Here is a 20,019-nt window from a genome sequence, read left to right on the forward strand (position 1 = left end):
AAAAAATCGATTAAATGTAAGACAATCAACTAATTAAGAAAAAACTTACACATTTATACATCGTCATAATCGACAACAATTTCATTTGAGGTTGGATGCGCTTGACAAGTTAAAACCAACCCGTCTGCAATTTCTTTGTCTGTTAAAATTGAGTTTTTCTTCATTACAGCAGATCCTTTTGTAACTCGAGCAATACAACTACTACAAACGCCACCCTGACATGAATAAGGAGCATCTAAACCTTGTTTTAATGCAGCTTCTAAGAGTGTTTGTTTAGCCGACATTTCGAAAGTGGTTTCATCGGCATCTACGATAACGGTGATGTTGGCATGATCCGTTGCGCCCAAGTCAACTTTATTTTCAGAAGGTGATGCCGAAAACAGTTCGAATTTGATGGCTGATTCCGGAATGTTTTTTTCTTTCAATGTACTACTAACTATGTTGATCATTTCTTCAGGACCACATAGATAGAATTTTGAAAATTCCTTTCCAATATGTTTCGTATTCAGTACATTACTTATAACAGATTTATCGACTCTTCCAAAAAATGCATCAGAAACATTTGCTTGACTGTATACAAAATGAATAAAGAAACGTCCTAAATATTTTTGCTGTAAAGCTTGTAGTTGATCGTGGAAGATAGTTTCTTCAGGTGATTTGTTTCCATACACCAAAACAAATGTACTTTGTGGTTCACCAATTAATACAGACTGAATAATAGACATAATGGGAGTGATTCCACTTCCAGCCGCGAAAGCAATGTAATTGCGTTGTCTTTCAGCATTCGGTTCAAAAGTAAATTTTCCCTCAGGAAGCCCTACTTCAATCACATTTCCAACAGCCAATTGTTCATTAGCAAATTTTGAGAAATTACCATTTTTTACCGCTTTGATAGCGATGCGTAAATCACCACTAGTTGGTGCTGAACAAATTGAATACGCTCTACGTAATTCTTGCCCATCTAGCGTTAGTTTTAAGTTAACGTATTGACCAGCAGTAAACTTGTAAAATTCTTTGAATTCTAAGGGCATATTGAATAACACCGAAATGGTTTGCGGAGTTTCTTTAATGATTTCTTTTATAGCTAATTTGTAGAATGTTGACATAGCGATTTCTTTTTAGCAAAATTACTAAACAACATTGATAATATGACTTTACTGATTAAAATTAAACACATTTAAATAGTTGGAATTTCAAAAAGAAGCGTACATTTACGGGTTATAATACTAAAAAACAGATTTTGAAGTTTATATTTTAAAATTTTTTTATGTTGAAAATTAAGCACTTAAAATATTTCCCCCCATTTCTTTTACTTTTATTTATTGTAGCCTGTTCTACTAAAAAAAATTCGTTCGTAAACAGGAACTGGCATGCTATAAATACCGAATACAATACTTTGTACAATGGAGACATTGCGCTTCAGTCAGGTATAAACGAATTGAAATCAGGTTATTCGGACAATTTTTGGGAAATTTTACCAGTAGAACGTATGCAAATTGAAGAGGATGCAATGTTACCGGGTGAAAAGGGGAAAAATAAAAATTTTGAACGTGCTGAAGAAAAAGCCACGAAAGCGATTCAAAAGCATTCCATGAATATTGGAGGTAAAGAAAAAAACATGCAGATGGACGAAGCTCATCTGTTGTTAGGAAAATCGCGTTATTACGATAAAAGATACGTGCCTGCTTTGGAGGCGTTCAATTATATCTTGTATAAGTATTCCAATTCTGATAAAATTTATGAAGCTAAAGTTTGGCGTGAAAAAACGAATATCCGCCTCGAAAACGATGCTTTGGCAATAAAAAACCTCAAATTGTTACTGAAAAGAGATCAATTAAAAACGCAGGTTAAAGCGGATGCTAATGCAATTTTAGCTCAAGCGTTTATCAATTTGGAACAAAAAGACAGCGCCATCGCACCTTTAAAAATTGCGATCGAGTCTACCAAATTGAAAGAAGAAAGAGCGAGATATCATTTTATCCTTGGACAAGTTTATCAATCATTGCAATATAACGACAGTGCTTACGCTCAGTTTCAGGAAATCATCGAGATGAAGCGAAAATCACCGCGTCATTATGTAATTAGAGCACATGCGAAACAAGGACAACTTGTTGATGCGACAAAAGATACCGTAGCTTTTTTAGAAAAATATGAAAAATTACTGAAAGACAGAGAAAACCGTCCGTATCTAGACGTGCTGAATTATGAAGTTGGTTTATTTTATGATCATCTGAATAAGAAGCAACAAGCAGTTAAATTCTACAACAAATCGTTACGCTCTACTTCTACAGATTCCTATCTACAGGCGCAAACGTATAAAAATCTGGCGACTATTTATTTTGACAGAACAGAGTATGTTACTGCGGGTAAGTATTATGACAGTACTTTAATTCGTTTGGTTAAGAAGAATAAAGAATACTTCGCAATTGCGAAAAAACGTGAAAATTTAAATGATGTCATAAAGTATGAAGGAATTGTAAAGCACAATGATAGCATTTTAAATATAGTTTCGCTTTCTCAAGCAGATAGGCTAAGCTTTTTTGAAAAACACATTGCGGATTTAAAAGCAAAGGATGATGCCAAAAAAGAGTTGGAAAAAAAACAGCGAGAAGCTGAAGAAAATGCTCGTGGCGTTCAGGATATCAAACCTAACCTAGACATTAGCACAGGAAGAAAAACACTTTCACAAGATCCATCTTTGAGTCCACCGGGATTTAATACTGGTCAAGACAAAGGTTTGTTTTATTTCTACACACCGACTACAGTAGCTTATGGTAAAGTAGAGTTCCAAAAGCGATGGGGAAAAAGAGCTTTAAAGGACAATTGGCGCTGGTCTGTTCTAACAGAGAATGAGACAACAGATGGCGAAGTCAAAACGAATGAAGTCAAAAAAGACGAACCTGTTTCTGAATTGTATACTACGGAATATTATCTAAAAAAATTACCTACGTCTCAAGTTGTATTGGATAGTTTGGCTAGAGACAGAAATTTTGCCAATTACCAGTTGGGTGTTATATACAAGGAAAAATTTTTGGAACAAGAATTAGCATCATCAAAGTTTGAAAAGGTATTGGCAAGTAATCCTGAAGAGCGATTGATCCTGCCGTCAAAATACAATTTGTATCAAATTTATCAGAGCAAAAACCCGGCAAAAGCGGATGAAATAAAAAACAGTATCATTGCAGATTATCCAAATACGCGTTATGCGCAAATTTTGAGCGGTCAGATTGTTGATGAACCCGCTTTGAACCAGACACCTAGTGAAGTATACAATACTAACTTTAAATTATTCGGAAATCAAGAATATGTTCAGGTACTTCAGAATATTGATAAGTCTTTGGAACAATTTGCGGGAGACGATTTGATTCCGAAATTCGAATTGCTTAAAGCAAGTGCAGTTGGTAAACTCCGTGGTGTAGAAGAATATAAAAAAGCGGTGAATTATGTTGCGATGACATACCCTGACAGCAAAGAAGGAAAACAAGCGGAAGATATCTTGAAAGTAAGTATTCCTCGATTAGAACAAATGGCAATTTCTTTGGATACCGTATCTACGAATTGGAAGATTTTGTATAAAGTTGGAAAAAGAGACGATGCAGCTACTGTCGATTTGATGGATAAAATTAATCGATACATCAAAGAAAAAGACTACACAAAATTCAGAGTATCTTATGATGTGTACAATGAAGCTGAAAACTTTGTGGTAGTTCATGGTATTTCATCAAAAGAATTTTCTAGGTATTTAATTGAATTGCTTCAAACCAATAAAGAATATAAAATCAAAATACCGGCAAATGTGATCTCTTCGGAGAATTACGCCGTAATTCAGGTAAGAAAAAATTACAATCAATTTTTAGAACTTAAAATTTAAAAAATGATGTTTAAGGAAAGCTCAAAATCATATACCGATGCACTTGGTAAAACAAACCGAATTGTTGAAGGGACCTCTATTGAAGGAAATATTGAATCACTTGCAGATTTTCGTCTTGATGGAAAATTGAAAGGGAATTTTACTTCTAAAGGTAAATTGGTAGTCGGTCCTGCAGGAATTGTTTTGGGTGATATCAATTGTCCTAATGTAGATGTGGAAGGAAAAGTAGACGGTAAAATTGTAGTTACAGAAATTCTGAATGTAAAGTCAAAAGCCGTTATTAATGGAGAAGTGATTTGTGGTAAATTGGCTGTTGAACCAGGAGCTGATTTTAATGCCAGTTGTGTAATGAATCCAGACTCCAAAGCGGAACAACCAGCAGATGGAAAATAACCAACCGAAAAAGCCTAAGATGAATAAATGGTTGGGATTAATTAATATTCCCATCCAAATGGGGTTGATTATTTTTTTATTCTTTAAACTCGGAGAATGGCTTGACGTCAATCATCCGAGTGAAAAAATTTATTATAGTCAATTGTTAACGGTTGTAGGAGTTTTTATTGCGTTGTATAACGTTATCAAACAAGTGAATAGAATTGGAGAGTAATACAATGTTGTCAGATAATAAAGTGATTGTTCAAATTAGTAGTATTGGATTAGTAGTCTATACAGTTCAAAAAATTCTTTTTAAAATACTGAATGTAGATACCGCTTCTTTTCAAATCAACCTAGAAATCATACATGCAATTATGTTGGTATTCTCTTTGATTATTATGATAATTCTTAACGTTGTTTTTAAAAAAAATAAAGATGTGGTCGGCATGACTTTTTTATTGATCACTTCTATAAAAGTCTGTCTTATTTATGTCATAGGTTCATATTTCATTTTAGATTCTGGGAATGCAATTGAAAAATGGAATTTCTATGGACTGTTTGTACTATATCTTGGTTTAGAAACTTTCTTTACCGCACAAAGACTCAATCGGACTAGTTTTTAATAAACTTCACTTGGTACAATTGATTATCAGTTATGATTTGCAGAATATAGATACCTGAAGATAAAGGATCAATAGCTATTTCTTGACCATTGTTGGTGTTTAACAGTATTTTACCGGATAAGTCCAAAACGCGCAAAGTTGAAATAGTCAAGTTTTGGTTGTTTTTTAAATGCAAAATCGAACTCGCCGGATTAGGATACACAGAAAAATCTTCTGCTGAAACAAAATCATCGGTCGCTAATGTTGGGCACGAAACGTTTACCGGAGCACTTTTGGCAGTTTGTGAATTATCTCCTAATTGTCCCCATAAATTGGCACCCCAAGTATATAGAGTACCATCACTTCGGATAGCCGCAGTATGTGTGATTTTTGAATCGATATATATCCACGTATTGTTAAAGGTGTTTTCTTGAGTTGGATTTAGTGTTGGTGAAGGAGCAGGTGATAGTGGTGTACCAATTCCTAACTGACCCGAAGCATTGCCTCCCCACGACCAAATCGTTCCGTCATTTTTAATTACCAAAGTATGTTGATGCCCTTTTGCTATTTTTATGGCACCATTGAGAGAAGCTATGTTGATAGGGGTAGTTTTATCTACAGTTGTTCCATCACCCAATTGTCCAGTTGCATTCGAACCCCATGTCCAAAATGTGCCATTGGTTTTCAACGCCGCACCATGATCTCGCGATGCAACTACTTTTGACCAATCGGTATCGGTTTCCATTTGAATCGGTACATAAGAAAATGCAGGTAGCGTTGTACTGAATCTTGCTGTGTTATTAGTTCCCCAAGCCCACAATTCTCCATTAACTTTTAAACCTAATGCATGTTGTGTTCCGGCCGATACTGATGCCCAATTAGTTGCGGTTCCAATTTGTACCGGGGAATTTCTATCGTCAGTAGAAGTATCTCCTAATTGCCCAAAAGCATTATCTCCCCAAGCCCAAAGTGTTCCGTTGGTTTTTATGGCCAAAGAAAATTCATCTCCAGCAGATATGAAAGCCCAATCTGTATCCGTTCCAATTTGTTGTGGTGTATTAAAAGTGGACGCATTGGATCCTATGCCTACTTGACCATCTGAATTTCTACCCCATGCCCACAACGTTCCGTTGGCTTTTATTGCCAAATTATGAGCATTTCCAGCTGAAATTTTTAGCCAATTGGATTCCGTTCCGATTTGTTTAGGTAGTAAATTGATCGTTGAAGAATTTTGGCCAGTACCTAACTGCCCTGAGTTATTTCTTCCCCAAGACCATAATGTACCACCATCTCTTATTCCAATAGTATGTATACCTCCGGTGGATATTTCAGACCAACATTGAGAATAAGTAGTTATGGAATAGGAAAAGAGAAAGAAAACAAGTAAAGTTTTTCTCATATTTTACAGATTTAAGGAGCCTGCTAAAATAGGAAAAAATAAGTTATTAACAATTTCATTGTGCTTATATCGACGAAATAACCACTTTTACCGCTGAAATACAGGGTTTTAGCAAATAAAAAAGTCTAAAAATTGTTGATAACTATACCTAAAACTCTTGATTTTTAAGGGAAAAGCCTTCAAAAAAGCCTTCAAAAAGCCCTAAAAACGATCTTAAATAAAAAAAATAATTTAAACGTTTCGGATATTAATAAAAAATGTACCTTTGCACCAAATTTAAACACTAGCATTATAGTTTTTATGGTGATTACAAAAAAACCGGTATCATTAATATTATCAGCATTAGTAGGGCTATTTGCTTCGGCAGTTTTAGCCAATCCTACAACTGATTCTACCCACGTAACTACGCAAGAAAAACACGAAACACATGCTGTTGCTCATGATTCTACTCATGCGGCTGCAACACATGAAGAAAAAGCATTAACCCCTGAAGAGGAAAGAGCGGAATACATCCAGCATCACCTTTTGGATTCTCATGACTTTACCTTTTTCTCTTACGGTAAAGAATCAGGACATGAAAAACATATTGGTTTTTCGTTGCCTGTAATTTTATGGGATAATGGTTTTCAAATTTTCTCATCGTCTAAATTTGAACACGAAACTAAAGTTGCCGAGAATAATGGTAACTATTATAAAATTGTACACGGACAGATTTTTAAAACAGATGCTAACGGTACAATCAATATGGATGAAAAACACCATCCAACAAATGTAAAACCTTTAGACCTGTCTATAACTAAAAACGTCTTCATGATTTTAGTAACAGGTATTCTATTGTTGTTATTGTTTTCAAGTTTAGCAAAATCTTACAAAAAGAATAATGGTATTCCTTCTGGAGTTGGAAGATTCTTTGAGCCTATCATTATTTATATTCGTGATGAAATTGCAATTCCGAACATCGGAGAGAAGAAATACAAAAAATACATGCCATTCTTGTTGACAGTATTTTTCTTTGTGTGGTTTTTAAATATCTTCGGATTGACTCCGCTAGGTGTAAACGTTACTGGGAACATTGCAATTACGGCTGCATTGGCTATCTTAACGTATTTGATTACAACTTTTACAGCAAATAAAAATTACTGGGGACACATTTTCTGGATGCCAGGAGTGCCAGTTCCAATGAAAATTATTTTGGCCCCAATCGAATTATTGGGAACAATTATTAAGCCGTTTTCATTAACAATTCGTTTGTATGCAAATATTTTGGCAGGTCACGTAGTATTGATGAGTATTATTGCATTAATGTATACTTTCAATAATATGGTAGGAAGTACTTTATCTTTCTTCTTAGCTTTTGTACTTTCGTTACTTGAAATATTAGTTGCATTATTACAAGCATATATTTTCACGATGTTGTCTGCTCTTTATTTTGGAGCGGCTAACGAAGAACATCATCATGATGAGGATCATCATTAAAATTTGAATGTTTAATTAATTTAATATATACATTATGACTATTCCAAACATTGTAGGAGCTGGTTTGATCGTTATCGGAGCAGCATTAGGTATCGGTAGAATCGGTGGTTCAGCTATGGACGCTATCGCTCGTCAACCAGAAGCTTCAGGTAAAATCCAAACTGCTATGCTTATCGCTGCAGCTCTTATCGAAGGTATTGGTTTTGCTGCTTTATTCGCAGTAAAATAATCAAAAAAAAGCTAAATACAGTTGCAACGGTTGGTTGCAACTGTACTTTTTAAAATTTAATTTACTTAATAAAAAATATAATGGAAGAATTATTAGGACAATTTTCGTTAGGTCTATTCTTAATGCAAGTTTTATTATTTGTAGGTCTTTTACTTTTATTAAAAAAGTTTGCGTGGAAACCAATTTTGGACGCAGTTAATGAAAGAGAAGAAGGTATTAAGGATGCTTTGCTTTCGGCTGAAAATGCTAAGAAAGAAATGCGTGAATTACAAGCTAATAATGAGCGTATTTTACAGGAAGCACGTTTAGAGCGTGACACATTGTTGAAAGAAGCTCGTGAGATTAAAGAAAAAATGATTGCTGATGCAAAAGAAGAAGCGCAAGTACAAGGTCAAAAAATGATCGAACAAGCAAAAGCTTCTATCGAAGGTGAGAAAAATGCAGCTATGGCTGAATTGAAATCTCACGTATCTTCACTTTCATTGGAAATCGCTGAAAAATTATTAAAAGACGAATTGTCTAACAAAGAAGCTCAAGTAAAATTAGTTGAGAAATTGTTAGGTGATGTAAAATTAAACTAATTCAAGCATGTCAGGTACAAGAGCAGCCATTCGCTATGCGAAAGCAATTTTAGACTTAGCTCACTCAAAAAGCGTTGCTACTGAGGTGAGTCAAGACATGACTTTAATTGCGAATACGATTAAAGAAAGTAAAGAATTACAGGATTTTATCGTAAACCCAACTTTAAGAAATGAAGTAAAAAATAGTGCATTATTAGAGGTATTCGCTTCTGTAAATGGTGTAACTAAAAGTTTATTTCACTTGTTGTTTGAAAACAAAAGATTCGAAATCTTAGAATCAATTGCTGTTGAATACAACAAACTGTTTGATGAAGCTAATGGTGTTGAAGTTGCTAAAGTAACTACAGCTGTTGCTATGACTCCAGAATTGGAAGTGAAAGTTTTGGCTAAAATCAATGAGTTTTCAAACAAAAAAGTAACCATTGAAAATACAATTGATCCAACTATTATTGGGGGATTTATTTTAAGAATAGGCGACAAGCAATACAACGCTTCAGTTGCTAATAGATTACAAGTTTTAAAAAGAGAATTAAGTAATTAATTATTTATATAATTATGGCGGATATTAAACCTGCTGAAATTTCAGCAATCTTAAAAAAGCAATTATCAGGTTTTGAATCTGGTGCTACGCTAGAAGAAGTAGGAACAGTACTTCAAGTAGGAGATGGTATTGCTCGTATTTACGGACTATCAAATGTACAATACGGTGAGTTAGTAGAATTTGATAACGGTATGGAAGGTATCGTTTTGAATCTTGAAGAAGACAATGTTGGTGTGGTATTATTAGGCCCATCTACAGGTTTAAAAGAAGGTTCAACTGCTAAAAGAACACAACGTATTGCTTCTCTTAAAGTAGGTGAGCAAATGGTAGGTCGTGTAGTAAACACATTAGGTCAACCAATCGATGGTAAAGGTCCTATCGGTGGTGATTTATACGAAATGCCTCTTGAGCGTAAAGCACCAGGAGTAATTTTCCGTCAGCCAGTAACTGAACCATTACAAACTGGTATCAAAGCAGTAGATGCAATGATCCCTGTTGGTCGTGGACAACGTGAGTTGGTAATTGGTGACCGTCAAACAGGTAAATCAACTGTTTGTTTGGATACTATCCTTAATCAAAAAGAATTTTTCGATGCTGGTAAACCAGTATTCTGTATTTATGTAGCTATTGGACAAAAAGCTTCAACTGTGGCAGCTATCGCTAAAACATTAGAAGAAAAAGGAGCAATGGCTTATACTGTGATTGTTGCAGCTAATGCATCTGATCCGGCTCCAATGCAAGTTTATGCTCCAATGGCAGGTGCTGCAATTGGTGAGTATTTCCGTGACACTGGTCGTCCTGCTTTAATCGTTTATGATGATTTATCAAAACAAGCGGTGGCTTACCGTGAGGTGTCATTATTATTAAGAAGACCACCAGGACGTGAAGCTTATCCTGGAGACGTTTTCTACTTACACTCTCGTTTATTAGAGCGTGCTGCTAAAGTAATCGCCGATGACGATATCGCTAAAAACATGAACGACTTACCTGAGTCATTGAAACCAATCGTTAAAGGTGGTGGTTCATTAACAGCTTTACCAATCATCGAAACGCAAGCAGGTGACGTTTCTGCCTATATTCCAACTAACGTAATTTCGATTACTGACGGACAAATCTTCTTAGAGTCTGATTTATTCAACTCTGGTGTACGTCCGGCAATCAACGTAGGTATTTCTGTATCGCGTGTTGGAGGTAATGCACAAATTAAATCGATGAAAAAAGTATCAGGTACTTTAAAATTAGACCAAGCGCAATTCCGTGAATTAGAAGCTTTCGCGAAATTTGGTTCTGACTTAGATGCTGCTACATTAAACGTAATCGAAAAAGGTAAACGTAACGTAGAAATCTTGAAACAAGGATTAAACTCTCCGTTTACTGTAGAAGATCAGGTAGCTATTATCTATGCTGGTTCTAAAAATTTATTGAGAAATGTTCCTGTAAATAAAGTGAAAGAGTTCGAGAAAGATTTCTTAGAATTCTTGAATGCAAAACACAGAGATACATTAGACGCTTTAAAAGCTGGAAAATTAGATGACAACATTACTGATGTTATCGAAAAAGTAGCGAAAGAAGTTTCTGCAAAATATAACTAATAATTTAGTGAAGAGTAAGTAGTGATTGAACCAAAACAATCACTACTTGCCAATCATTATTTACTGATAAGAAATGGCGAATTTAAAGGAAATCCGTAATAGAATTACTTCCGTTTCATCAACGATGCAAATTACATCTGCGATGAAAATGGTTTCTGCTGCAAAGCTTAAAAAGGCACAAGATGCCATTACAGCAATGCGTCCTTACGCTGAAAAATTAACCGAATTATTGCAAAATCTTTCGGCTACTTTGGAAGGCGAAGTAGGAGGAGACTATACTACGCAAAGAGAAGTAAAAAAAGTACTATTGGTTGCTATCACCTCGAACAGAGGATTGTGTGGTGCCTTTAATACTAACGTGATTAAAGAAATCAAAACGATCACCGAAAAATACAAAGGTATTCAAGTGGATGTGTTGGCTATTGGGAAAAAAGGTAACGATGTTCTTAAAAAGACACATACTATTGTTGAAAACCAAAGTGCTATTTTTGACAATTTAACGTTTGATAATGCTGCTACAGTTGCTGCATTACTTACAGATAAATTCATTTCTGGAGAATACGATCGTGTTGAATTAGTATACAACCAATTTAAAAACGCTGCCACACAAATCGTGAAAGCAGAACAGTTTTTACCATTGGCTCCAATTGAAAAAGGTACGGCAGTAGCTGGAGATTATATCTTTGAACCTTCTAAGGAGGAAATTGTGATGACTTTGATTCCAAAATCATTGAAAACACAATTGTATAAAGCCATTCGCGATTCATTTGCTGCTGAACATGGTGCTCGTATGACGGCAATGCACAAAGCAACAGATAACGCTACAGAATTAAGAAATCAATTGAAATTAACATACAATAAAGCGCGTCAGGCTGCAATTACTGGGGAAATCTTAGAAATTGTAGGTGGAGCTGAGGCTTTAAATGGTTAATACTATTGTACTATAGTATCAATGAGCCTCATGATTTGAGGCTTTTTTTTATTTTATTTTTTCAATCCTAAACATTAAAACGTAATGAAATTTAGAATTACAATTTTCACTTTATTCATTGTTACGATGAGTTTTGCTCAAAAGGTTAAACCACCAAAAGTTGACCTTGATAGATATTCCTTCCGTGTTAGCTATCAAAAATTACCTGAGATTTTTGTTCCACTCGAAAATATGACGTATTCTACATACGTAAGTACAGCATTATCATTAAGAAGCGCTAATGTTGACGGATCAGTTTTGAATAGCCAACTTCAAATTTTTGGTTGGAAAAAAGTTGATGATAGTCCTAATCTAAAGGTTTCTCTTAATTTAAACGAATACAACCAACAGGGTTCAAAAGTGAATACAGAGGTTGTTGAAAATAAAGATAAGGATGGAAAAGTTACAGATAGATATAATTTATATCAACTTGTCGCAGATTATTCCGGAAGTGCAGTTTGTTATACTGAAGGTATTAAATCCGGTGAGGTAGAAGCTCCAAAACAAGAAACCAAAACAGAATCGAAAGTAAATCGCTTTTTGCAAAAAGTAAGTGATGGCGCCGCTAAATTAGATGATTCAGATTCAAACAATAAGAGCACTTTGAAAAGGAGTTTTGGGTATTCGTACCAGTATAAGTCGGATCAAGTGAAACACTCTTCTAATGAAATTGTTAAAAATTACAATTTAAGTAAAGGGGATTTATTTAGAACGTACGCATTAAAGTTTTCAAATGATGTTTTAAATGGTGCAAATGAATTTATAAACAATAAATACGGTTACACACCTCTAACAATTTCTGATAACCTTTGGATTATAGATTCTGAGGATGAAGAAGGTAAAATTCAAAAAGAAGCCGTTGACGCTGTTAGAACTATTTTTAACACCATGAATCCTAATATGCCATTGGATGATATTAAAACTAATATTCAACCCTTAATTGAGTATTTTGATTCTTTAAAAACTAAATATACAGGTGATGACAAGGGGAGTAGAAAGATTAGATATTCTGCGTATTACAACCTTGGAAAGATTTATTTATATTTGGATATGCCAGAGAAAGCAATCGCTGAAGGTGAAGGTTTGATTGCAAATGATTATGATAAAAAAGATGGGAATAATATCATCAATGATGCAAAAAGATTAATGGCTGATTTTGAAAGAACAAAACTTAAAAGCAGACATAATGTTTTGAATTAATAGTGCTTTTTCTATTGAATTATTTAAAAATAGCTGGTAATAATAAATTACCAGCTATTTTTTTTAGTATTATTTCATCAAGAAGTATAAGAGATAATCATAAAACTCCGCTTGTTCGCGTACATATTTTTCATAAGTATTACCACCGTAATGACCTAAATCTTTCCTCACAACCAATAAGATTTTATTTTTTTGAGCTTCTCTGTTCTTTAGCGAAGCATAAAATTTATAGGATTGAAAGGGAGGTACCCTATCATCATTGTCCGCAGTAAACACAATAGTTGTTGGATAGTTGACCTCATTTTTAATTTTATTTAAAGGCGAATAATTAAAAATTGCTTTGTATTCTTCCTCTATCTCTGGGTTGCCATATTCTATCGTATTATATACACCCACTGTATACTTGTGTTTATTAATTACATCAAATACACCCACTTTGGGCAATGCCAATTTGTACAAATCAGGTCTTTCGGTCAGTGCATAGCCAACAACCAAACCCCCATGTGATCCTCCAGTTATCGCCAATTTTTCTGAATTGGTATATTTTTCCTTTATCAAAAATTCAGAAGCATCTATAAAATCATTCAGACAATTTATTTTATTGATACCACTTCCTTTTTTATGCCAATCGGGTCCTTTTTCTCCACCACCTCTAATTTCTGCAAAAGCATAAATACCGCCTTTGTCTACAAAGTGCAAAAGCCCATTATCATATCTTGGTCCACTGATTATTCCAAAACCTCCATAGGCTTCTAGTAAACATGGATTTTCACCATTCAGTATTGTTCCTTTTTTGTAAAGTAGGGTTATTGGAATATCAATGTTATCTCTGTTTTTATAAGTGATACATTTCGTTTCAAAATGATCTAATGGGAAAACGGTTGGCCTTTGTCTATTAACGGATGTAAATACTTGTTCAGGCTCACCATTATTTAAACTTACTTTAAAGTTTCTATTGGGTATTGTATACGAAGAAACGCCAAAATAAATTTCGTTAGTTTTTTCATCGTAATTCTGAAAATTGATGTTCATGGCTAAAGGAACTTCAATTTTCTTGACGAATTTACCTGAATAGTCATAAATTGAAAGATAGATTTTACCGAGAGTTTTGTATTTACAAATAATATAATCATCTGTAAAGTAATTATTTACAAGTAAATGATTGTAGAATTGAGGAATAATTTGTTTGTCATCTTCTTTATTTTTCAAATCAAATGACCGTACTTCGCCCCAATTGAATTTATTGGAAGAGTAATAAATTCTTCCATTATGGTAATTGATGAAATTAAATGTATCATCATTGTTTTCATAAAATTTGATAAGTTCAAATTTATCGTTGGTCAAATCACTGTAATAGAAATTGGTTTTGGTGTAATTGAAGTTTTTCTCAATCACAAACAGTTTTGTTCTAGTTGTAAAAAAAGAGATATGATTTTTACTGTCGCTTGTATCAAATAATAGTTCATCTGCTTTTTGAGGTGTATTCAATCTATGGTAATATAGTTTGAAAGTTGAGTCTTTGGCAAATTTTGTTTGATTTGAATTTTGCTTATAGAAAACACCTAAATCTTTATTCCATGCTACAGTTGAAAACTTAAAATTAAGCAATGAATCTTTAATGGGTTTACGTAGATTTAAATCGTTAAAGCGTATTTCAAGTTTGTCACTTCCATTGATTCGAATACTGTAAGCAATATAATTTGAGTTTTTGGAAGGATAAAAATCTTCAATGTTTACATTTTTAGAGGTATAAATCTTAGTTGGATTGATGATTTCAAACGGCTCATCTTGAATCGTTTTAAACATAAATAATGAAGGCGCTTTTTTTCTGTCTACAGTCATGTATTTGTAGAAATACCTACCTGCTCGCATTGGTAAAGTTCCCGTGGAATTGGAATTATACAATTTTATGGTTTCTAAAGTTGAAACCTTTTTTTTAATTGTTGCGTAATAGCCTGCAGAATAACCACTTTGATAAGCTACCCAACTTTTAACGTCTTCCGATTCCAGATTTTCCAACCACGAATATTCGTCGTTGAATTGTAAGTTAAATTTAGAAATTTTATTGTCAACTTTTTTGGTTTGGTAAGAGCCGGTCTGCGAATAAGCGTTTACAGTCAACAAAGCAAAAAAGAAAAAGCTTTTTAAATTCATGGTATTATTTTTTGCAAAAGTAATGTAATTTTATAGACATTAACAGATACTATATGGAACTTAGAGAACTCACCACTATAGAAGAAATGTTGGCTCAAATTGAAGCCATCCATTTTTTATATCCCAAAATGACATTGGAAAAATACAGACAGTATTTATCACAAATGATACCTCATAATTATAAACAATTGGCAGTTTTTGACGGTGAAAAATGCGTAGGAATTACCGGTTTTTGGAAAGGAGTCAAACTTTGGTCTGGACCTTATTTGGAAATCGATAACTTTGTTGTGCACCCCGATTATCGTAAAAATGGCATCGGAAAATTAATGACAGATTATATTGACGCTCTAGCTCATGAATTGGGAAGTACCATGATAGTACTCGATGCCTATGTTGAAAATTTTACAGCTCATAAATTTTATTACAATCAAGGATTTGTTCCCAGAGGCTATCATTTCCTGAAAATCATTAATTCTGAGCAATTAAGCTCGTAATTCTAAAACTTTTTATATTTTTATTGGGAGTTATAGTAACTTTTTTTAAGAGCTTACGTATAAATGATGTAAACAAAAACCAAAGTACATGTCAAAAGAGAGTTTTAATTGGAAGAGTCTTTTTATAAATGAAGAGACTGGCAAATCTGAATCTTCAAGCCAAGAACCTCAAACCGTAATACCAGTAAACAAATTTCCTGAAGTCAACGCACCCGTAAATATTCCATCCAATTCCAACAATCCTTTTTTAAATGAAATTTTGGAAGTATATCAAAAAGGATTTGAAGGATTGAATCATGAAGGTTTTGATTTTTTCGAATTGTATAAATCAGTATCGGCAGTTGGGGTAACCAATCCACAAAGTTATCAAATGGCATTTGCCATGGGTAAATCACTTAATCCAAGTTTAAGTAAAGAATTACTTGTCGAAAAGGCAAAACATTATCTGACTGAAATTGATAAAGTACACCAAAAATACGATGCTACCGGTAATGCCAAAAAAAGTGATTTGAATAACAAAATCACTCAAGAAAAAAACACACTTTCAAAAGCAGTTTCCGATTTGGAACAGAAAATTGCACAATTGCAACAAGAATTGAATCAAAAGAAAATTGAATTGGAAAAAGTAGATTTAGTAAACCAAGAAGATTTTTCTGAAATTGAATTGAAAATTGAAGCCAATAATTTGGCAAAACAAAGAATAGTTGATTCAATCAACACAGTTTTAACAGGAGTAAACCAGTATTTATAAGATGAATAAATTCGAACAGGAAAAGAGCACTTTATTAGAGTTGCCTATTCTTAAGCACTTTGACGAAACAAAAGGGGAAATTGCATTAAAAACGGATGCACTAAAAAAAGGAGAAAAATCATTATTTTGGGTAATAGCACTTGGATTACTTGGTATTGGAGGTTATTTGACTTGGACTTATATCATTCCGCCATTGTTCACCATGCTAGGTCAAGCGATTGCTTTGTCGGCCACCGGAATTTTCTTGATTTTCTTGGTAATTATGTTTCCTGTAATCATGAAAGCACTGCGTTTTTCAGCTAAAAATCTTCACAAAGCATTAATACATAGTAATCCGTTCAATGAATTGGAAGAACAAAAGCAAAAAATGATCAAAAACCGTGAAGTTTTTAAAAACACAAAAGCCAAGCTTAAAGGTTTGAAAAACGAAATGGAAATTGAAGCGGGTAAATCTGAGAAGGAAGCAAAAGATTTTCAAGAACAAGTATTAAGCTTACAACGCCAAGCGGAAAAATTAAAATCTGCGATGGATGAAATGGTGAAGCAACACGGAATCGGAGCTAAAGATACTGATGAATATGTAGCGCTTCAAAGTGAATTGGCAAAAAAACTAAGTGATTCACAACGTGTTTCGAATCAGTACGAACAAAGCAAAACCTTCATTCAAAAGTATGGGGTTAGAGCGAATGTTCTTGGAAAAATGGACAGAAAACTTACACTTGCCGGAACAGCTATTGATATCAAAATTGCCGATTTTGACACTACAATTACCATGTTGCGAAAAGAATATGAGTTTGCTAAGAATGCCAAAGCAGCTACAGAAAGTGCCAAAAACGCCATGATGTTTACTAAAGACTGGGAACTGGAATATGCTCTAGAAGTGGTAACGTCGACTATCGCTCAGGATATTGCCAGAACATCTGAAAATTTAATTGACATCGATTCGTTAACATCACAATATTCGGTTGATAATGATGAGTTGTACACACGATTGGATTCGTTGGCAGACAAAATTAAAACAGGAGATAATACAATTCCGGACTCTACCAAATATACAAGTCCGAATTATAAAATGTCTAAAGAAGACAAACAAAACGCCGGAGGATTTGGCGATATATTTTAATAAACACACGTAAAACAAAATTTATAAAAATGGGAAAAATTTTAAGAATGGCTAAATTGACAACTCTTTCTGAGTTATTGATTGTAGCTGTAGGTATTGGAGGAGTTCTTGGTGGAATCTATTTTATTTCTCCTGGAATTAAAACTGCCGTTTCTAAACAATTAGGTGGAATGGAATTGAATTCTACCGATGTGAATAACGTTACTAATGCTGAAAAAATTGAACTTCCTTCAAAAGAAGTATCCACAGCAGTTGCTGATAAACCTTTGGTTCGTATCGCTGGATACGCATGGAACGGTCAATCAGGTATTATCGTTTCTAATGGTGGACCTAAAACAACTAAGGGTTCATTAATGGAGAAAAACGGAGTGAACCTACAAATCATCCGTCAAGACTGGTTGTCAGAACTTCGCAATATGCAAATGAAATTTATTGAAGAATTCGACAAAGGACAAGAATTCCCTTCTTCAGATAAAAGTGCTTTTGCTGTTATGATTATGGGTGACGGTGCACCGTTCTATATCAGTTCTGTTCAAAAATCGTTAGACGAAAAATACGGAAAAGATAAATACCATGTTCAGGTAATGGGAGCAATCGGTATGAGTTATGGTGAAGATAAATTAATCGGACCACCAAGCTGGAAATCAGATCCAAAATCAATGAAAGGTTCAGTTATTTCAGCTGTATTAGGAGACGGTGACTGGGTAACAACTGTTAATTACGCTTTCGCTAACGGTTTGAAAGTAAATCCGGATCCAACAACATATGATGCAGAAGCCGTAAATATCTACCCTTCTGAAAATGACGATTACATGAAATCAGCTGAAGAGTTGATCAAATCGCAAACCACTGGATGGACAGTTACTTTGAAAGAAGTAAATAACGGAAAATTAACAGGTAAAACGGTGAACCGTAAAATCGATGGTTGTGCAACTTGGACGCCTGGTGATAAAACAGTTTTTGATAAATTGTCAGGTTTCGTAGATATCGTTTCTACAAAAGAATTCAATAACCAAATGCCAACGGTTTTAATTGGTGTAAAAGAATGGGCAACTAAAAATCCGGAAATCGTTACAAATATTTTGAAATCGGCTTTGACAGCTTCCAACCAAATGAAAAACTATGAGGATTGGAAAGTGAGAGCTTCTGAAGCAGTTGCGGATACGTACCAAATCGAAAATGCAGAATACTGGTACAAAATGTTCAAAGGACAACAAGGAACTAAAAACGGATTAACTTACAACATGGGTGGATCGAAAGTATTCAACTATGCTGATGCAATGCAATACTTCGGTATGTCTGATGGTGTAAACAGATACAAATCGGTTTATAATCAAGTATCGGGTTATTTAACAGAATTGAACCCATTCAACTTCAATGAAAACGTGGGTGGTGTAGTAGCTTATGAAGATGCAGTAAACTTATTCTTCTTAAAAAATATCAACGATATCGAATCAACTTCAGCAGATAAAGCAGATTATTCAAAACAATCTACTGAAATTATGGCTTCTGGTGAATGGAAAATCAACTTCTCATCGGGTAGTACTAATATTCAAAACAACTCTACTAGAGATTTGGAAAAAATCTACAACTTGTTAATCCAAGCGGAAAATTCTAAATTGACTATTGTTGGACATACAGATAACGTAGGTAAGCCGGAAAGTAATTTATCTTTATCAAAAGGTAGAGCACAAGCTGTGGTGGATTATCTGAAACAAAAAGGTATTCCTGAAAATCGTTTCCAAATGATTGATGGTAAGGGTTCAAACGAGCCGGTTGCGGATAATAATTCAGAGTCTGGAAAAGCACAAAACAGACGTGTTGTAATCACTTTCTTAAAATAAAATTCAATAAAACAGGCTATTCTTCGGGGTAGCCTTTTTACTCTTATGATAAAATTAATTACGCCTTTCGAGAAAATTTCCAAAGCCAATAAAACAATTATTTTAGCGGTATGGATTATTGCATTATTAGCAATTTGGTTTCTAGGAACCATGGGTGAAAAACATTTGTTTCCTTCACCGGCACAAGTATTTAAGGGTTTTTCAGAATTGTATAATGAAGGTTTGGTAGTACACATTTTTAATTCGTTGAAATTGTGTTTTCTGTCTATTTTTTTGGCAGTCATCTTATCCATGATCTTTGCTTATTCGTTTCCGATTCCGATTCTGAAACCAATCGCTGAGTTTGTGACCAAACTTCGTTTCTTGCCGTTCACCGGATTATCATTTTATATCACGATGGTTATTCATGAAGCACGTAATATGCAAATTTGGATCATGGTTATTTTCTTGACAACGTTTTTAACTACCTCATTGATTGCCGTAATTTCAGCGATACCACAAGAAGAATTCGACCATGCCAAAACATTAAAATGCTCAAGATGGGAAGTCTTGTGGCAGGTAATTATTTTGGGAAGAGTAGATCATGTTATCGATGTAATCCGTCAAAATCTGGCGATTACTTGGATGATGTTAGTAACCGTAGAATCCATCGTTGTGGCTTCCGGTGGCTTGGGATTCCTAATCAAAAACTCGGATAAATTCATGAATCACGGACGTATCATCGCCTTGCAAATTATTATTTTATTAATCGGTCTCTTTTTAGATTGGGGAATAAATTTCTTACGTAAATCAATTTTTAGATACTCAAAAATATAAA

General features: G+C 34.2%; 19 protein-coding genes. 16 read left to right on the top strand and 3 right to left on the bottom strand.

Translation table 11 applies throughout. The features are described from left to right. Nucleotides 1-53: 53 nt before the first annotated feature. On the bottom strand, nt 54-1,106 hold the full coding sequence (locus ACFO7M_RS04465; RefSeq protein WP_379734269.1) for a 2Fe-2S iron-sulfur cluster-binding protein: 1,053 nt from the start codon (nt 1,104-1,106) through the stop codon (nt 54-56). A gap of 161 nt (nt 1,107-1,267) precedes the next feature. Between ACFO7M_RS04465 and ACFO7M_RS04470 the strand changes: the two genes are divergently transcribed. Genes ACFO7M_RS04470 through ACFO7M_RS04485 form a run of 4 tightly spaced genes read left to right on the top strand, consistent with a single transcriptional unit; the run spans nt 1,268 to nt 4,869 of the window. Further along, the gene (locus tag ACFO7M_RS04470; RefSeq protein WP_379734271.1) at nt 1,268-3,871 is read left to right on the top strand and encodes a tetratricopeptide repeat protein; all 2,604 of its coding nucleotides are present in this window, start codon (nt 1,268-1,270) and stop codon (nt 3,869-3,871) included. A gap of 6 nt (nt 3,872-3,877) precedes the next feature. After that, nucleotides 3,878-4,264, top strand: a complete 387-nt coding sequence (locus tag ACFO7M_RS04475; RefSeq protein ID WP_379719019.1) for a bactofilin family protein — start codon at nt 3,878-3,880, stop codon at nt 4,262-4,264. Beyond that, nucleotides 4,254-4,478, top strand: coding sequence for an AtpZ/AtpI family protein (locus ACFO7M_RS04480; RefSeq protein WP_379734273.1), 225 nt, complete (start codon nt 4,254-4,256; stop codon nt 4,476-4,478). Before ACFO7M_RS04475 ends, ACFO7M_RS04480 begins: the two co-directional genes overlap by 11 nt. Beyond that, entirely contained in the window at nt 4,468-4,869 is a 402-nt protein-coding gene (locus tag ACFO7M_RS04485; protein WP_379717667.1) for a hypothetical protein, read from the top strand. The genes ACFO7M_RS04480 and ACFO7M_RS04485 overlap by 11 nt, the downstream gene beginning before the upstream one ends. On the opposite strand, the gene ACFO7M_RS04490 is transcribed toward ACFO7M_RS04485, so the two are convergent. Beyond that, on the bottom strand, nt 4,859-6,247 hold the full coding sequence (locus ACFO7M_RS04490) for a T9SS type A sorting domain-containing protein (protein WP_379734274.1): 1,389 nt from the start codon (nt 6,245-6,247) through the stop codon (nt 4,859-4,861). The two genes, ACFO7M_RS04485 and ACFO7M_RS04490, sit on opposite strands and share 11 nt — an antisense overlap. Nucleotides 6,248-6,547: 300 nt before the next feature. On the opposite strand from ACFO7M_RS04490, the gene atpB reads away from it, so the two are divergent. The 7 genes from atpB to ACFO7M_RS04525 all read left to right on the top strand — a co-directional run bounded on the left by atpB (nt 6,548) and on the right by ACFO7M_RS04525 (nt 12,836). Then, on the top strand, nt 6,548-7,723 hold the full coding sequence (atpB, locus tag ACFO7M_RS04495; RefSeq protein WP_379717663.1) for a F0F1 ATP synthase subunit A: 1,176 nt from the start codon (nt 6,548-6,550) through the stop codon (nt 7,721-7,723). A gap of 34 nt (nt 7,724-7,757) precedes the next feature. Further along, on the top strand, nt 7,758-7,952 hold the full coding sequence (gene atpE, locus ACFO7M_RS04500) for an ATP synthase F0 subunit C (RefSeq protein WP_379734276.1): 195 nt from the start codon (nt 7,758-7,760) through the stop codon (nt 7,950-7,952). Nucleotides 7,953-8,032: 80 nt separating this feature from the next. Beyond that, nucleotides 8,033-8,533, top strand: a complete 501-nt coding sequence (locus tag ACFO7M_RS04505; protein WP_379717659.1) for a F0F1 ATP synthase subunit B — start codon at nt 8,033-8,035, stop codon at nt 8,531-8,533. A gap of 7 nt (nt 8,534-8,540) precedes the next feature. Continuing rightward, a complete protein-coding gene (gene atpH / locus ACFO7M_RS04510) occupies nt 8,541-9,074 on the top strand; it encodes an ATP synthase F1 subunit delta (RefSeq protein ID WP_379734277.1) in 534 nt (177 codons plus the stop codon). A 14-nt stretch (nt 9,075-9,088) separates the two neighbouring features. Beyond that, nucleotides 9,089-10,666: a F0F1 ATP synthase subunit alpha gene (gene atpA, locus ACFO7M_RS04515; RefSeq protein WP_379717655.1), complete on the top strand. Its 1,578-nt coding sequence runs from the start codon at nt 9,089-9,091 to the stop codon at nt 10,664-10,666. 73 nt (nt 10,667-10,739) lie between these two features. Further along, a complete protein-coding gene (gene atpG, locus ACFO7M_RS04520; RefSeq protein ID WP_379717653.1) occupies nt 10,740-11,597 on the top strand; it encodes an ATP synthase F1 subunit gamma in 858 nt (285 codons plus the stop codon). A gap of 84 nt (nt 11,598-11,681) precedes the next feature. Further along, the gene (locus tag ACFO7M_RS04525) at nt 11,682-12,836 is read left to right on the top strand and encodes a hypothetical protein (RefSeq protein WP_379717651.1); all 1,155 of its coding nucleotides are present in this window, start codon (nt 11,682-11,684) and stop codon (nt 12,834-12,836) included. A 69-nt stretch (nt 12,837-12,905) separates the two neighbouring features. Here ACFO7M_RS04525 and ACFO7M_RS04530 read toward each other — a convergent pair whose 3' ends face one another. After that, a complete protein-coding gene (locus tag ACFO7M_RS04530) occupies nt 12,906-14,990 on the bottom strand; it encodes a prolyl oligopeptidase family serine peptidase (protein WP_379734278.1) in 2,085 nt (694 codons plus the stop codon). Nucleotides 14,991-15,043: 53 nt separating this feature from the next. On the opposite strand from ACFO7M_RS04530, the gene ACFO7M_RS04535 reads away from it, so the two are divergent. The 5 genes from ACFO7M_RS04535 (at nt 15,044) to ACFO7M_RS04555 (ending at nt 20,018) form a co-directional block, all read left to right on the top strand. Beyond that, on the top strand, nt 15,044-15,484 hold the full coding sequence (locus tag ACFO7M_RS04535) for a GNAT family N-acetyltransferase (RefSeq protein WP_379717647.1): 441 nt from the start codon (nt 15,044-15,046) through the stop codon (nt 15,482-15,484). Between the two features lie 88 nt (nt 15,485-15,572). Next, nucleotides 15,573-16,235 carry a hypothetical protein gene (locus tag ACFO7M_RS04540; protein ID WP_379717645.1) on the top strand — a complete coding sequence of 221 codons (663 nt, stop codon included), beginning with the start codon at nt 15,573-15,575 and terminating at the stop codon, nt 16,233-16,235. 1 nt (nt 16,236) lies between these two features. Further along, complete coding sequence (locus ACFO7M_RS04545) at nt 16,237-17,358, top strand: hypothetical protein (RefSeq protein ID WP_379717643.1); 1,122 nt, start codon at nt 16,237-16,239, stop codon at nt 17,356-17,358. 29 nt (nt 17,359-17,387) lie between these two features. Beyond that, nucleotides 17,388-19,202 (top strand): OmpA family protein, encoded by a 1,815-nt coding sequence (locus ACFO7M_RS04550; protein ID WP_379717641.1) that lies wholly within the window; start codon nt 17,388-17,390, stop codon nt 19,200-19,202. A 45-nt stretch (nt 19,203-19,247) separates the two neighbouring features. After that, complete coding sequence (locus ACFO7M_RS04555) at nt 19,248-20,018, top strand: ABC transporter permease (protein WP_379717639.1); 771 nt, start codon at nt 19,248-19,250, stop codon at nt 20,016-20,018. The last annotated feature ends 1 nt before the right edge of the window (nt 20,019 follow it).

It is taken from the genome of Flavobacterium sp. GCM10023249, assembly GCF_042653365.1.
Lineage (GTDB): Bacteria > Bacteroidota > Bacteroidia > Flavobacteriales > Flavobacteriaceae > Flavobacterium.